Genomic DNA, 14,491 nt, shown 5'->3' on the forward strand with positions numbered 1-14,491 from the left:
CGGACCAGGAGACGATGGCCGACGCCCGCATCGCCCCGACAGCGTCACCATGAGAGGACGAGGAACGATGTCCGAAGCCGAACGCGACCGGAAGCTGCAGGTCCTGGACGCCGACGAGTGCTACCGCCTTCTCGCCACCGAGGAGATCGGGCGGCTGGGTGTCAACGCCGAGCACTACCCGTTGATCTTCCCGGTGAACTACGCGCTCGACGGCGGCATCGTCGTCATCCGCACGGACGCCGGGACCAAGCTCAGCGCGGCCGACCACGCCAACGTCACCTTCGAGGTCGACCAGATCGACAGGCGCACGCGAGCGGGCTGGAGCGTGCTCGTGCGCGGGCTCGCCGAGGAGGTGACCGCGCAGCATCGGGCCGAGCTCGTCGAACGCACCCACGCCAGCGGCGTCGAGCCGTGGGCGCCGGGGGAGCACGGGCACTGGATGCGCCTGATTCCGCAGCAGATCAGCGGCCGCCGGATCGTGCCGGGTCAGCTACCCCCGGCCTTCGAGCCGGGGGCGTACCTCTGACCACCCTCGGGGCTGCTCCGGGAATCCCACGAACTCACCGAGGGTGACCCAGGCGAACCAGCGTCTCCGCAATCCCGGCGCCGTCGTGTGCGTCCGGTCGTCGTCTCGCCTGGTCGTGGACACTGTCACACCGCCGCGGGCGTGGGCGCAGAGGCGATGCCGACCAGGAGGGACAGCCCGCTGGTGAGCGGCACGAACAGGAACTGGTCCACGTTCGTGGTCGCGAACCGCCACCGCGCGAGATCGAGTGTCATGCGGCCCTCCGAGCGCGGACTGCCGGTGCCTCCGGCCTTGATGACCATCCCGTCGCAGGCCGGGCGATCACGAGGGCCCGGCGATGGTCTTCCACGGGACCCTCACGGCCTACTGCCGGGACCAAGGTCCTTCTCGCGGCGCGGTCCGACCACGCACCGGCGACGCTCGATGCCTCGGCAGGTCCGTGCCCGGGACACAGGTCCCGGTGATCGACGACCAAGGACCCCGAGCCCGGTGCCGCTCGTCTGCGGCGGAACCTGGCAGGAGCGATGGACGGTGGAGGGCAGGGACGACGGAGGAGGAATCATGGGCGTCACCCCGCGCACCGCCGTGGTCGTCGGTGTCGACGGCTCGGAGTCGGCGCTCGGCGCGGTTCGGTGGGCGGCGGCCGAGGCCGCGCGGCGGGGAGCGCCCCTGCGGCTCGTCGCGGCCGTGACCTGGACGGTCTACCAGCCGATCGGTGTGCCGGCGCTGGGCGTCGAGTACCAGCGGCAGATACTCGTCCAGGCCGCCGGGCAATACCTGGAGGCGGCCGCCGCGACCGCCCAGCAGGTCGCGCCTGAGCTCGATGTCACGACGGAGGTCCGCGGCGGGGAACCCACCACGGTGCTGCGCGACGAGGCGACCAGGGCACGGATGATCGTCCTCGGCACCCGCGGCCGCGGTGGCTTCACCGGCCTCCTGCTCGGATTGGTGGCGATCGCCGTGGCCGCCCACGCGGAGGCGCCCGTCATCGTGGTCCGCGGCAACGGGGCGCTGCGCGACACCGCTGCCCCGATCGTCGTCGGGGTCGACCGCGGCCCGCAGGGCGAAGCAGCCCTCGCATTCGCCTTCGACGAGGCCACGCGCCGGCGGGTCCCGCTGGTTGCCGTGCACGCCTGGGGCGACCCGATCATCGATCCTTACCTCGCCGGGTACGTCGACCGGGACGTGATCGAGGCCGATGAGCGCCAGACCTTCGACGAGCGCCTGGTGACCTGGACGGCGAAGTACCCCGACGTGCCCGTCGAACGGGTCGTGGCGCGAGACAGCGCGGCGGCCGCCCTGGTACACCGCTCCCGCGACGCCGCGTTGGTGGTCGTGGGGTCGCGCGGACGCGGCACCGTCCGCGGCCTGCTGCTCGGATCGGTCGGCCAGGCGGTCCTGCACCACGCTGACGCCCCGGTCGCCGTCGTGCGGCCCGAGGCCGATCGCGCGGAGTAGCCCCCGCCGGTGGCGTCGGTCGCCGAATCGGCAGTAGCGCCCTCGAGCCCGGGCACGTCTCCGGTCGACTCCGCACACGGCTGGCCGCTGTCGGCAGCGGGACGAGGTCGACACGAGAAGAGTCAGGAGGCCCCGGTGAATGCACCGCAGCCGAAGGCCACGTCCTGCCCGCCCCGCCCGGTGTGGCGTCACCGCCTCCGTTCGTCGTTCGAGTCGACCCTGCTGGCGGGTACGGCGACCGCGTTGGTCGCGGGGGTGATTGCGTGGCTGGCAGGCGCTCAGTCCGTGGCGGGCTGGTGCTGGATCGCCGGAACGGTGAGCGCGGTGGTCCCGGCCACGGCGTGGATGGCCGCCGCGCTCCGGCGGGGACGGGCCGGTGTCGACCTGATCGCGGTGTTGTCCCTGGTCGGGACACTGCTGGTCGGCGAGTACCTGGCCGGGGCACTGATCGCGGTCATGGTGGCCACCGGCCGCGCACTGGACGCCGCCGCGCAGCGGCGCGCGGCCCGCGACCTGACGGCGTTGCTCGAACATGCTCCGCGCTCGGCCCGCCGCCGCGCCGGGGACCGCGTGGAGGTGATTCCGGCGGACGAGGTCGCGGTCGGTGATCTGCTGGTCGTCGGCCCCGGCGAGGTCGTCCCGGTGGACGGCCGGATCGAGGGCGCAGTCGCGGTCCTGGACGAGTCCGTTCTGACCGGTGAGCCGCTGCAGGTGGAACGGGCGGTCGGGGATTCCGTGCGCAGTGGGATCGTCAACGCGGGCACCGCCTTCGAGGTTCGTGCGGGCGCGACGGCCGAGCAGAGCACCTACGCCGGGATAGTCCGCCTGGCTCGGCAGGCCGGGGCGGAGAATGCGCCGGTGGTGCGGCTGGCCGACCGGTACGCGGCCTGGTTCCTGCCGGTGGCGCTGCTGGTCGCCGGTGCAGCGTGGCTGGCGAGCGGCTCACCCGTCCGTGCGGTGGCTGTGCTGGTGGTGGCCACCCCGTGCCCGCTGCTGCTGGCAGCGCCGGTGGCAATCGTCTCCGGCCTCTCCCGCGCCTCACGCCTCGGCGTGGTCATCCGCAGCGGCGGTGCGCTGGAGAACCTGGGACGGGCGACCACGCTGATGATGGACAAGACCGGGACCCTGACCGCCGGTCGCCCTGCAGTCGTCGAGATCCTCACTGCCCCCGACCTCGACGCGGGCGAGGTGCTGCGCCTGGCAGGCTCGGCCGATCAGCTGTCCCCGCACGTGCTGGCGGAGGCGATCGTGGCCGAGGCGCGCAGGCGGGGCCTGCCCCTCGCCCTACCCACCGACGTCGTCGAGCGGCCCGGGCGCGGGGTGAGCGCGGGCGTGGACGGACACCGCGTGGAGGTCGGCAGGCCCGCCCGCACCCCGTCCGGCACGGCCTGGGCGCGGACCGCGGTGAACCGTGCCTCGCTGGACGGCGCTGCGATCGCCTGGGTGAGCATGGACGACGCGGCGGTCGGCGCGATCCTGCTGCGTGACCCCCTGCGCCGCCACGCGCCCCGCACCCTGCGCCGGCTACGCGCCGCGGGTCTGACCCGCCTGATCATGCTCACCGGTGATCGTCTCGAACCGGCCCACGAGATCGGCTCGGTCCTCGGGCTGGACGACGTGAAGGCCGAACAGTCACCGGCGGACAAGGTCGGCGCGGTGCGCACCGAGGAGCAGCGTGCAGTGACGGTGATGGTGGGCGACGGCGTGAACGACGCCCCTGCGCTGGCCGCCGCCACCGTCGGGGTCGCGATGGGCGCGCGCGGTGCCAGTGCCTCCTCCGAGGCGGCCGACATCGTGCTGACCACCGACCGGCTGGACCGGTTGGCCGACGCGATGGAGATCGCCCGCCGGTCCCGGCGCATCGCCGTGCAGAGCGCCGTGGCCGGGATGAGCCTGTCACTGCTGGCGATGGCGATCGCCGCACTCGGTCTGCTCGCTCCGGCGACGGGTGCGCTGCTGCAGGAGGGCATCGACGTGGTGGTGATCCTCAACGCCCTGCGTGCTCTGCGCAGCCCCGGGAAGCAGGCCGAGCTTCCCGCGGACACCGAGCGGATGCTGCTCCGCTTCGCCGCCGAACACGACGAGCTGCGCGACGCGCTCGCACAGCTGCGCGATGCCGCCGATCACCTGACGACCAGCAGGGACGATTCGGCGTTGGAGGCCCTGCGGCGGGTCCACACCTTCTTGACGGATCGGCTGTTGCCGCACGAGCACGGCGAGGAATCCCGGCTGTACCCGGCGCTGGCCATGCCGCTGGGCAGCGCGGAGGCCACGGCGACCATGAGCAGGACGCACGCCGAGATCGACCGGTTGGCCATCCGGATCGGCACCCATCTTGCCCTGGCCGAGACGAGTGGCGAGGTGAGTGCCGACCAGCGCGCCGACCTGCTCGCCTCCCTCTACGGTCTGCACGCGCTCCTCCGGTTGCATTTCCTGCAGGAGGAGGAGAACTACTTCGTGCTCGCCGATGACACCGACGCCCACCCCACCGGAGCGCGTGCGCAGCAGAACCATGGCGACGGTGCTAGGTGACGTCGAGCTCGGCGTACATCCCGGCGTGGTAGTGGCCCGCGTAGTTGCAGATCAGCTCATAGCGACCCGGTCCGAGAGTCAACGTGGTCCATCCCGCCGCTCCGGGAAGGATGCCGTCGCCGATCCCGGCGGCGCAGCCCGCCGAGGCCTCGCCGATGCTGCCCGTCTCGTCGACCCGCCCGTCGGCGCCGATCGGACGCCCACCCGGGGCCCGACCCACGGCGAGCGGCAGGACGACCAGCTCGTGCGGGCGCCAGCCCGAGTTCGTGACCCTCAGCGAGACCTCGCCGGCCCGCACCGCAGTCGGGATCACCGTCATGTCCATCCAGCCGGCGCCGGGCGGCCACGACTGGCCCTCGCCGCTGCCTCCGCGGTACCAGCGGCCCGGCCCGGGCCCGTTCCCGTCAGGGCTGCCCATCATGGTGCCCATCTCGGTGACCCGCACGTCGACCACCGCGCCGGGCAATGCGGGCGCAGCACAACTCGCCGAGGGGCTGACCGGCCCGATCGGGTAGGGGCCGGGCCGAAGGAACGCACCGCTCAGCGCGGCGAGCGCAACGGTGGAGACCGCCCCCAGAACGATCGCGGCGACTCCGGCGACGACGACCAGCCCGAGTCCTGCCCGATGCACCGTGCTCACCTGCCCCCACGCAGCAACGCACTCCGTCGCCGGTACTCGTCCTCGTCGATCTCACCGCGCGCGAACCGCTCGGCGAGGACCTGCTCGGCCCCGCTCACGTCCACCCTGCCGGAGCTCCCCCCGTGTCGTCCGCCGGCGAGGTAACGCACCAGCACGAGGGCACCAGCGATGATCACCCCCCAGAAGACGACCATGCCGAAGCCCATGGCGAGCCACGCACCCCAGCCCCAGCCACCTCCGTAACCCCACATCATGGTGACCACCGCTCTCCCAGCCCGGAGTGCCAGCGTGCCCCGTGACTCCGCGGCGTCGCAGGGGAATCCGACCCGCCGCCCCCGGCCACAGGGCCTGGCCTCGCGGGCCGGCTCGACCCCGACGAGGCTCATCCCGCCGAAGTAGCCGGCGACCCGCTCGGGCTCCTCGAGGAGGATGCTGCGGTCCTCGTCGACGACCTCCTGAGGAGCGTCGGGAAGGGAGAGATGCTGTCAGTACAGAAAATGCGCCTAACGGGGAGGCACTGCGTCGATCTCGTCGAGCCAGGGCAGGAGCAGTCCCGCCACTTCGTCGGGGACCTGCAGTTGCGGGACGTGCCCTACGCCGCTCAGCTCGACGTAGCGCCAGTCGGGACGACGCCGGGCGACCGCGCGGGCGGCGGCGACGGGGACGAGCCCGTCGCGGTCGCCGTGCACGAGCAGCACCGGGATCCGCAGGGCCGCCATCGCGGACTCGTAGGTGTGGGCCCGGGCCATGGCCCAGGCCAACGACCGCGACGCCGACAGGAAGGCGCGGTCGAAGCCGACCACGTCGTCCTGGTGCTCGACCAGGGCGGCGGACCGGGCCAGCAGGTCGGGCGGCACCGTGTCTGGGTCGATCCCGCACAGCCGCAGCGTCTCCTCGACCGTCGCGCGGGCGCCGATCCGCCTGCGCCGGGCGCGCCGCAGGTACTCGCCGCTGCCCGGGACGGCGTAGGCCAGGACCCGTGCGAGGCTCGTCGGTGACCGCAGCAGCTGCCCCGGTGCGGGCAGCGCCGGGTCGAGCAGTGCCAACGCTCGCACCAGGTCCGGGTGCCCGGCCGCCACCAGGACCGCGACGAGGCCCCCCATCGAGTTGCCGACGAGCGTCACGGGCGCCCCGCAGGACGCGAGGAACCCGGCCAGCACGTCGACGTTGCGCCGGACCGTCGCCGGACCCCGGGGCGGCGGGCTGAGCCCGAAGCCGGGCAGGTCGACGGCCAGCACCCGGTGCCGGGCGCGCAGCAGCGGCGCCAGCCGGTCCCAGTTCAGGTGCGACCCGCCGAGCCCGTGCACGCACACCACGGTCGTGGCGCCGGGCGGACCGCCGAAGTCGACGTGGTGCAGCCCCGGGGAGGCCTGGGCGGCGTCGACGGGGCGTCGGGTCACCGCGGGTCCCTCGCCCGGCCGTCGTCCGCCGCGGACACCCGTCGCTCCACCCGCCGTCGGCGGGCCGCCTCACTCCACAGGCCGCCCAGCCAGAAGCACACCACGATCGCGACCACCGCCACCGCCGGCGCCTTGACCTCGGCCGGCGCCGGCAGCGGCCGCAGCGCCGTGGCCGCGACCATCAGCACCGGTCCCTGGACGACGAAGGCCGGGAAAGCGGCACGCGACCACCGCCGCGCCCGGGGCCCCGCCCCGTGCAGGCGCCGCTCCGCGAGTCCCACCAGCGCGATCGACCCGCACGTCACCAGGAGCGCCTCGACCGTCGCGGTCGCGGCGGCCTGCCAGGTCCAGCCGCCCAGATAGGGCCCGTCGTCGCGGGCGACGTCGTGCAGACCGCTGGCCACAACGACGACGGGCAGCGCCAGCAGCACCCCGAGGGCCACCCCGCCGCACGCCCGCCGGATCGGGTCGGGGATGTGCCCGGCCCATCCTCGTCGGGCCGCGACGACGCCCAGCAGGAACATCCCGAGACACTGCGGCCACTGCCACAGGTGCAGGTCGGCGATCTGCCCGCTGCGGGCCGGGAACGCCAGTCGCACCACGACGGTGGCGACGGCGATCGCGGCCGCCGCTCCGGCGACGTGCCACCCGGTGAGCGGACCGGACGGCGCGGGAGGCACCCCGCGCAGGGCCGTCCAGCCGGCGAACGCGATCGAGAAGACGAGCAGGACCAGGGCGAACCAGAGCGACCCGGCGTCGAGGAACGGGTCCCGGTGGGTGAACACCCACCACGGCGACACCTGCCTGCCCGCGGCCACTGAGGCCACCCACACCGACGCGGGCCAGACCAGCAAGGCCGACAGCAGCCACGGCAGGCCGAGGCGCACCAGCCGGTCCTGCACGTACCGGCCCGGCCCGTGCCGGTGGACCGCGCCCTCGGTGAGCAGGCCGGCGACGAAGAAGAAGAGGCCGATCACGAACAGCCCCGAGGGCCCGAGGACGGCGACCAGCGCGAGCTCGACGCCCGGCGTGAACGTCACCTCGTGCACCTCGTCGTAGGCCCATCCCCCCACTGCCGAGTAGCCCAGCAGGGCGTGTCCGCCGACGACCCAGGCCACCAGGACGACCTTGAGGTCGTCCAGGTGGGCCAACCGAGTCCGTGGGGCCGAGTTGCCATTCGTCGTCACGTCAGGACTCTCGCCCGCAGCACCGGCGGGTGATGCGGGCCGAGGACCCGGCCTGGCAGGGCACAAGGTCGACGTGCCTGTCCGAAGGTCATGCGGATGTCGTTGCCGTAGGGCACAGCGAGTGTTCCGGCTGTCGCGCCTTCCTCCGGGCCGAGGAGGTGGACCTTCCGCCTCCTTCGACGAGGAGGTACAGCCTGCGGTACCGGTAGTGGAAGGTCTGGTCGGGGGCTTCGGGCAGGGCGGTCTCGGTCATTCCGGGCATCGTCAGGGAGAGGCGTTCCTTCATGTCGAGGACGACGGGGGGGCCTCGCGCAGAATGGCGGCGACAGTGGCCCCGACTCCTCTGCCGTCGACCGGCCTGCCTGCTCGGCACGGACTCACAGCAGGTCGGCGCGTGGTCGCTCGCCTACGTCGGGTTCTTCCCGGCCGGAAGCAGTCGGCTACGGCGTCCGTGCAGGGAGCACCGCGAGTGCGGCCGCGAGTCGCGGGTAGACCCGCAGTGCGTTGCCGGAGTAGACGGCCTCCCGCTGCTCCTCGGTGAGCGAGGCGGCGTCGACGTAGCGCTTGGTGTCGTCGAAGTGGTGCCCGGTCCGGGAGTCGATCCCGCGCACCGCCCCCACCATCTCCGAGCCGAAGAGCACGTTGTCCGTGCCGACCACACCGAGCAGCAGGTCGATGCCCGGCTGGTGGTAGACGCACGTGTCGAAGAAGACGTTCCGCATGAGGTGCTCCTCCAAAGGCGGGCGGCCGAGCATGTCGGCCAGGCCGCGGTAGCGCCCCCAGTGGTAGGGCACGGCGCCGCCGCCGTGCGGGATCACCAGGCGCAGCGTGGGGAAGCGGGCGAACAGGTCGCCCTGCAGCAACTGCATGAACGCCGTCGTGTCCGCGTTGAGGTAGTGCGCACCCGTCGCGTGGAACACGGGCGTGCAGCTCGCGGACACGTGCACCATGGCCGGCACGTCGAGCTCGCACATCGCCTCGTAGAGCGGGAACCAGTAGGCGTCGGTCAGCGGCGGCGAGTCCCAGCGGCCACCACTGGGGTCCGGATTGAGGTTCACCCCGACGAACCCGAGTTCGGTGACGCACCGGCGGAGCTCGGCCACCGCGGCCTCCACCGGCTCACCCGCGGTCTGCGGGAGCTGACCGACCCCGGCGAAGCGGCCCGGGAACAGCCCGGCCACCCGCGCGATCAGGTCGTTGCACGCACGGGCCCACGCCGTGCCGGCTGCGAGATCGCCCTCGTGGTGCGCCATCGCCGACGCCCGCGGCGAGAAGATCGTGAGGTCGGCACCGCGCTCCCGCATCAGGCGTAGCTGGTTGACCTCGATGCTCTCGCGGATCTCGTCGTCGCCGATAGCCGGGTACGAGGGTGCAGCGTCCCCGCCGAGTGCTGCCTGGAGCTGGTCCTGCCTCCACGACGTGTGTGCCGGGGGCGCGGTGGTGTAGTGGCCGTGACAGTCGATGATCACTGGTACCTCCGTGGAGAGCAGCAGGACGGCGCCCGTTGATCCCACTTGGTTTGTTGACAATGGAAGACACCGTGCTGGCAGCATCGAACCCGGAGCGGGCCGGACTTCGACCCCCTCACGTGGCCGTGGTCGGGCCGGCGTGGGTCAGGGGTTCAGCGGGTTCGCCTGCTCGTTTCCACGGTCGGGAGTGCCTCGACGACGCTCTGCAGGTGCGCGCGCATCGCCTGTTCGGCCGCGTCGGCGTCGCGCGCGCACAACGCGTCGATGATGGCCAGATGCTGAGGCAGCGACACCGACGGACGTCCCGGCTGCATGGCCAACCTGAACTGGTGGCGCACGTTCTGCCCGCGGAGGCGCTCCAGGATCGAGCCCGCCGTGCGCTGCCCGGCGGTGTCCCGGATGAACGCGTGCAGGTCGCGGTTGAGCGCCGAGTAGCCGAGCAGGTCGCCCGTGGCGACCGCATGCTCCATGGCCGTCCCGATTCCCCGCAGTTGCTCCTGTCCTTCGTCGGTCAGACGAGTTGCGGCCTTGGCGGCGAGCAGCCCTTCGAGGACCATCCTGACCTCGGTGATCTCCACGGCCTCGTCCAGTGAGACGGCGCGGACCCGGGCGCCGCGGTTCTGCACGCGTTCGACCAGGCCTTCGCTGGTCAGTTCGAGCAGGGCCGCGCGCACCGCCGCGCGGCTGGCCCCGAACTGCTCGGACAGGTCGGCCTCGACGAGCCGCTGGTTCGGCGCGAAGTCTCCGGCGGCGATCGCGTCGCGGAGCGCGTCGACGACCCTGGCCGCCGGGCCGGTGCCTTCCAGGCGCTCCGCCGAACTCATTGTCGCCATCCTCCGCGCCACGATCGGGACCAATGCTGTGTCAGGGTAGCCGTCCTGCGCGCGGACGGAACCTACGACGCTCATGACCGCGGGTGGGCGACACCGTCGAAGAGCGCTCGGGCGGTGCGCACCACCGTGGACCGGGCCACGCGGGGCGGCTCGCCGTCGCGCAGGGCGACGTCGACCTCGAAGGAACCCGTCGGGTGCTCGACGGCGAGCGGTCCCCCCGTGCCGCGGGCGAGCAGGTCGTGCCCGACGCTGCCCTCGAGCAACGCCGACGTCACCACGCTGACGGCGCCGAGCACGCCGATCGCCGGGTGCGGGCGGACCGGGATGAAGGTGCGGGTGCTGATCGCGCCGCCGTACTTGGGTGGTGCCACGACGGTGGTCTTGGGAACGGGTGCGGTCGACACGTCGCCCAGGCCCATCAGCGCGGCGGCTCGCCTCCGCAGGTCGTCGATCCGCGTCGAGAGGCCCGGAGCCTCGGCGAGCTCGGCCGGGGTCTCGTAGCCACTCAGTCCGAGATCGGCTGCGCGGACGACGACGACCGGCATGCCGTTGTCGATACACGTCACGTCGATGCCGTCGATCCGGTCGACGACACTCCCGGTGGGGAGCAGGGAGCCGGTCGTCGAGCCCTCGGTGGCGAGGAAGTCGAGCAGCACCGGCGCGGCGGTGCCCGGTACACCGGCGATCGCGGTGTCGCCGTCGAAGTCGACCCGCCCGCCGGGCGTGGCGAACCGGGAGACGGCCGACGCGCCCGTGTTGAGCATCCGGATGCGCACCTCCGTCCGCTCGGGACCGGCGGGCACCAGCCCGCGGCCGACGGCGAACTGCCCGACCGCGGCGAGCAGGTTGCCGCAGGTCTGACGCTCCGACACCGTCGCGGCGTCGACGCCCACCTGCAGGAACAGGTAATCGAGGTCGTGGTCGGGGTCCGCGGAGGGCCCGACCACGGCGACCTTGCTGGTCACCGGGGTCGCCCCGCCGAGTCCGTCGATCTGGGCCGGGTCCGGACTGCCCATCAGCCGCAGCAGCAGGTCGTCGCGATCGGCCGGATCGGCGGGCAGGTCGGAGGCGAGCAGGAACAGGCCCTTCGAGGTACCCCCGCGCATCAGGGACGCCGGTACACCGGTGGTCATCCGATGGCCTCCTGCCCGGACGGCGAGGCGGGGAGGTAGCGGACGCCGAGGCCGGTCAGCACGTCTCGCAGCCCGTACCGGTCGAGGCTCAGTTCTCCCTCGCGGAACGCCCGACGCGCGGCGTCCTCCTTCGCCAGCCGCGCACGGCCTGCGGTGACGGCCTCGGCCACCCGGTCCCGTGCGACGACCACCGCCCCGTCGTCGTCGGCGAGGACGGCGTCGCCCGGGTGGACGACCTCCCCGCCGATGACGACGGGGACGTTGACCGCGCCTGCGCTCGCCTTGACCGAGCCCTGGGCGCTGACCGCCGCCGACCAGACCGGGAAACCCATGGCACGCAGGTCCGCAAGGTCGCGCACGCCGGTGGTGGTGACCAGGCCCCGGACGCCACGCCGCATCAAGGCGGTCGCGAAGAGCTCACCGAAGAGGCCGTCGACGCACGGCGAGCTGGTGGTGACGACCAGCAGGTCGCCCGGGCGACACTGCTCGACGGCAGCGTGGATCATGAGGTTGTCACCGGGGCGGCACAGCACGGTCACCGCGGTGCCGCCGGTCTTGACCCCGTCCTGCCGGGCGCGCACGTCGGGACCGAGGTAGCCGGTGCGTCCGAGTGCCTCGTGCACGGTGGCGACGCCGTAGTCGGTGAGCGTGGCGACGTCCGCGAGGTCGGCCCGCGGCGGGTCGGTCACGATCACCCCGGTACGAGGGGTCGTGGCCGGCGTGGTGGTCGAGGTGCTCACGTGGTTCCTTCCTGTGGGCCGGTGGACGTCGCGGCCGCACGGCGGGGTGCCGACGACGGGCGGGTGCGCTGGCCGAAGAGGGCGAGCACGATCGCGCCGAAGGTCCAGGTCGCGGCGATGAAGATGAAGACGCTCTGGTAGCCGCTGCCGGTGTAGAGGGCGGCGATCACGAGGGGGCCGATGGCGTTGGAAAGCCGGCCGATCCCGTAGGCCAGCCCCGTGCCCAGCGAACGTCCGCGGATGTCGAACAGCTCGGGGGAGTACGCGTAGGCCAGCGCCGTGTAGCCCCGCTCCATCATGTTGACCAGGAACCCGAAGACCACGATGAGCACCGGGTCGAAGGTCAGGCCGTACAGCAGACCGGCGACGGCGATCGCGAGCCCGAAGACGACGAGCAGCCACTTTCGCTCGAAGCGGTCGGTGACCAGCGCCGCGAGGAGCGAGCCCAGCGGAGCGCCGACCGTGGTCAGGGCGACGTAGAAGATGGACTTCTCGACACTGAACCCCTCCGAGCTCAGCAGGGTGGGGGCCCAGCTCGAGTAGCCGAAGAAGCCGATCGTCTGGGTCACCCACAGCACCGTCAGTACCGCGGTGGGCACCAGGTAGCGGCGCTGCAACAGAATCCGCAGCGGGGCCTTCTGCGCGGGCGCGGTGGTGTCCGGTGCGGCGTGCGCCGGCTCGGGTAGCGGACCGTGCTGGACCTCGACCTCACGCTCGACCCTGCTCAGGGCGGCCTCGGCCTCGGCATACCGGCCGCGGCTCTCGTACCAGCGCGGGGACTCGACGATCTTGCGGGAGAAGACCAGGAAGGCGATCCCGAGCGCCCCCCAGAGGTAGACCAGGCGCCACGTCCAGTCCGCGAGCGGCACCACGGCGCTGGCGATCAGGTTGGTGACCGGTGTGCCGCAGATCCCGATCACGATCGCGTAGGCCTGGTACCGGCCGCGGGTAGCGGCCGGGTAGATCTCGTTGACGTAGATGACCGCGACGACGGTCATCGCGGCCAGCCCCGCGGAGGTGAGCACCCGGAACGCGCCCATCGACACGATGTCCCAGGCCAGGGCGGAGGCCAGCGAGAACACCGAGAACCAGATCGTGGTGGCGATCAACGTGGTCTTGCGCCCGAGGCGGTCCGCCAGCCTGCCGGCGACGATCGAGCCGATGAACATGCCGACGAAGGACAGCGAGGTCACGTAGGCGACCTGGTTGACCGTCACCCCCCACAGCTTGACCAGTTTCGGTGCCGTGGTGGCGAAGGTGTTGATGTCGGCGAACTCGAAGAAGTACGCGAACGCCACCGCCACGATCGTGATCTTGTGGAAGCGGCTGATCGGCAACCGGTCCAGCCGGTTCGTGGCGTTGGTGTGCACGACGGCGCCGTCGCCGTCGGGGTGGGCGGTCATGCCGTCTCCTCCGGCCAGTACAAGGCCATGGGGTTGTCCACGAGCAGCTGTCGGCGCTGCTCGGCGGTGTCGGTGACGTGGGCGAGGTGGTCCACGAGCAGCCCGTCGTCGGGCATGTGGTCGGTCAGGTTCGGGTGCGGCCAGTCGGTGCCCCACAGCGTCCGGTCCCCGAACTCCGCGAGGACCTTGCGGGCGAAGGGGACGACGTCGGTGTAGGCGCGGCGCTGACCGTCGACGGCCGCCGGGCCGGTGACGGACAACCGCTCCGGGCAGCTGATCTTGACCCAGGACCGGTGCTGGTCGGCGAAGCGCAGGAAGCGTGCGAACTCCGGACCGTCCGGGTCGCGGGTGACGTCCGGTCGACCCATGTGGTCGATCACCAGCGGCACCGGCAGCGTCCCGAAGAAGTCCGCCAGGTCGGCGAGGTCGGCGGCCTCGAAGTAGACGACGACGTGCCAGCCGAGCGGAGCGATCCTGGCGGCGATACGCGCGAGGGCATCGGTGGGGGAGGCGTCGACCAGCCGTCGGACGAAATTGAACCGGACCCCGCGCACGCCGGCTTCGTGCAGCGCGGTCAGCTCGGCGTCGGCGACGTCGGGTCGGACGGTGGCGACCCCACGTGTACGGCCCGCCGCCGAGCGGACGGCATCGACCATTGCGCGGTTGTCCGCGCCGTGGCACGTCGCCTGGACGACCACGCGACGGCTGATCCCGAGCCGGTCGTGCAGCGCCTGCAGGTCCTCCTTGCCGGCGTCGCACGGCGTGTACTTGCGTTCCGGGGCGAACGGGAAGGTCGCGGCGGGCCCGAAGACGTGACAGTGCGCGTCGACCGCGCCGACCGGCAGATCCAGCGCCGGCGTCGACGGTGCCGGATGGGGCGCGAGCCAGCCAGGGGTGACCCCGGGGAGGGCCGAATCCGGCGGCGTCGTGTCGGTGGGCAACTCTGGCCTCCTCTGCGAACGAGACGTCGTGGACGTCCGGTGCAGAGGGACCGTACGTGGGCGCCACCTCTCTACACAAGATGTGTAGCAAGATTGTTAACAATTTTGCGGACGCTCGAGGGCGAGATTGCCGGGTCGGAACCGGGCCTGCCGCTGCACAAAGTCGCGTTCGACCTGCCGAGCCGCGCCGCTGCTCCCCGTCCTCGAGCATGATCCGCAGCTCCATCTT

Annotated in this window: 14 protein-coding genes; 3 read left to right on the plus strand and 11 right to left on the minus strand. The window is 72.5% G+C overall.

Annotation, left to right across the window (positions count from 1 at the left end; translation table 11 throughout):
* The first annotated feature begins 67 nt into the window (after window positions 1-67).
* Window positions 68-526 carry a pyridoxamine 5'-phosphate oxidase family protein gene (locus PKE99_RS03395; protein WP_051736650.1) on the plus strand — a complete coding sequence of 153 codons (459 nt, stop codon included), beginning with the start codon at window positions 68-70 and terminating at the stop codon, window positions 524-526.
* 125 nt (window positions 527-651) lie between these two features.
* Here PKE99_RS03395 and PKE99_RS03400 read toward each other — a convergent pair whose 3' ends face one another.
* Complete coding sequence (locus tag PKE99_RS03400) at window positions 652-780, minus strand: hypothetical protein (RefSeq protein ID WP_269322907.1); 129 nt, start codon at window positions 778-780, stop codon at window positions 652-654.
* A 307-nt stretch (window positions 781-1,087) separates the two neighbouring features.
* Between PKE99_RS03400 and PKE99_RS03405 the strand changes: the two genes are divergently transcribed.
* Window positions 1,088-1,984, plus strand: a complete 897-nt coding sequence (locus tag PKE99_RS03405; protein WP_037039787.1) for a universal stress protein — start codon at window positions 1,088-1,090, stop codon at window positions 1,982-1,984.
* 315 nt (window positions 1,985-2,299) lie between these two features.
* Entirely contained in the window at window positions 2,300-4,516 is a 2,217-nt protein-coding gene (locus tag PKE99_RS03410; RefSeq protein WP_306470726.1) for a heavy metal translocating P-type ATPase, read from the plus strand.
* Here the strand turns inward: PKE99_RS03410 and PKE99_RS03415 are convergent.
* From PKE99_RS03415 to PKE99_RS03460, 10 genes are all read right to left on the minus strand, one after another.
* Window positions 4,509-5,147, minus strand: coding sequence for a hypothetical protein (locus PKE99_RS03415; RefSeq protein WP_037040293.1), 639 nt, complete (start codon window positions 5,145-5,147; stop codon window positions 4,509-4,511). The genes PKE99_RS03410 and PKE99_RS03415 overlap by 8 nt on opposite strands.
* Before the next feature lie 5 nt (window positions 5,148-5,152).
* The gene (locus tag PKE99_RS03420) at window positions 5,153-5,419 is read right to left on the minus strand and encodes an SHOCT domain-containing protein (RefSeq protein WP_425566463.1); all 267 of its coding nucleotides are present in this window, start codon (window positions 5,417-5,419) and stop codon (window positions 5,153-5,155) included.
* 240 nt (window positions 5,420-5,659) lie between these two features.
* Window positions 5,660-6,556, minus strand: coding sequence for an alpha/beta fold hydrolase (locus PKE99_RS03425; protein ID WP_197040414.1), 897 nt, complete (start codon window positions 6,554-6,556; stop codon window positions 5,660-5,662).
* Window positions 6,553-7,707, minus strand: a complete 1,155-nt coding sequence (locus PKE99_RS03430; protein ID WP_037039789.1) for an acyltransferase family protein — start codon at window positions 7,705-7,707, stop codon at window positions 6,553-6,555. Before PKE99_RS03430 ends, PKE99_RS03425 begins: the two co-directional genes overlap by 4 nt.
* 476 nt (window positions 7,708-8,183) lie before the next feature.
* The gene (locus tag PKE99_RS03435; protein ID WP_197040415.1) at window positions 8,184-9,212 is read right to left on the minus strand and encodes an amidohydrolase family protein; all 1,029 of its coding nucleotides are present in this window, start codon (window positions 9,210-9,212) and stop codon (window positions 8,184-8,186) included.
* Window positions 9,213-9,364: 152 nt separating this feature from the next.
* Window positions 9,365-10,036: a GntR family transcriptional regulator gene (locus tag PKE99_RS03440; RefSeq protein WP_051736652.1), complete on the minus strand. Its 672-nt coding sequence runs from the start codon at window positions 10,034-10,036 to the stop codon at window positions 9,365-9,367.
* An 80-nt stretch (window positions 10,037-10,116) separates the two neighbouring features.
* Window positions 10,117-11,178: a 4-oxalomesaconate tautomerase gene (locus PKE99_RS03445; protein WP_037039792.1), complete on the minus strand. Its 1,062-nt coding sequence runs from the start codon at window positions 11,176-11,178 to the stop codon at window positions 10,117-10,119.
* A complete protein-coding gene (locus PKE99_RS03450) occupies window positions 11,175-11,918 on the minus strand; it encodes a 4-carboxy-4-hydroxy-2-oxoadipate aldolase/oxaloacetate decarboxylase (RefSeq protein ID WP_037039794.1) in 744 nt (247 codons plus the stop codon). Before PKE99_RS03450 ends, PKE99_RS03445 begins: the two co-directional genes overlap by 4 nt.
* Window positions 11,915-13,321: an MFS transporter gene (locus tag PKE99_RS03455; protein WP_037039797.1), complete on the minus strand. Its 1,407-nt coding sequence runs from the start codon at window positions 13,319-13,321 to the stop codon at window positions 11,915-11,917. Before PKE99_RS03455 ends, PKE99_RS03450 begins: the two co-directional genes overlap by 4 nt.
* Window positions 13,318-14,262 carry an amidohydrolase family protein gene (locus tag PKE99_RS03460; protein ID WP_037039799.1) on the minus strand — a complete coding sequence of 315 codons (945 nt, stop codon included), beginning with the start codon at window positions 14,260-14,262 and terminating at the stop codon, window positions 13,318-13,320. Before PKE99_RS03460 ends, PKE99_RS03455 begins: the two co-directional genes overlap by 4 nt.
* Between the last annotated feature and the right edge of the window lie 229 nt (window positions 14,263-14,491).

Origin of the sequence: Pseudonocardia halophobica, from assembly GCF_027922425.1 — a bacterium.
GTDB classification, from domain to species: Bacteria; Actinomycetota; Actinomycetes; order Mycobacteriales; family Pseudonocardiaceae; genus Pseudonocardia; species Pseudonocardia halophobica.

Coding starts and splice junctions, on each gene's coding strand:
- PKE99_RS03395 (WP_051736650.1), top strand. CDS start 68: ATGTCCGAAGCCGAACGCGACCGGAAGCTGCAGGTCCTGGACGCCGAC.
- PKE99_RS03400 (WP_269322907.1), bottom strand. CDS start 780: ATGACACTCGATCTCGCGCGGTGGCGGTTCGCGACCACGAACGTGGAC.
- PKE99_RS03405 (WP_037039787.1), top strand. CDS start 1,088: ATGGGCGTCACCCCGCGCACCGCCGTGGTCGTCGGTGTCGACGGCTCG.
- PKE99_RS03440 (WP_051736652.1), bottom strand. CDS start 10,036: ATGAGTTCGGCGGAGCGCCTGGAAGGCACCGGCCCGGCGGCCAGGGTC.
- PKE99_RS03445 (WP_037039792.1), bottom strand. CDS start 11,178: ATGACCACCGGTGTACCGGCGTCCCTGATGCGCGGGGGTACCTCGAAG.
- PKE99_RS03455 (WP_037039797.1), bottom strand. CDS start 13,321: ATGACCGCCCACCCCGACGGCGACGGCGCCGTCGTGCACACCAACGCC.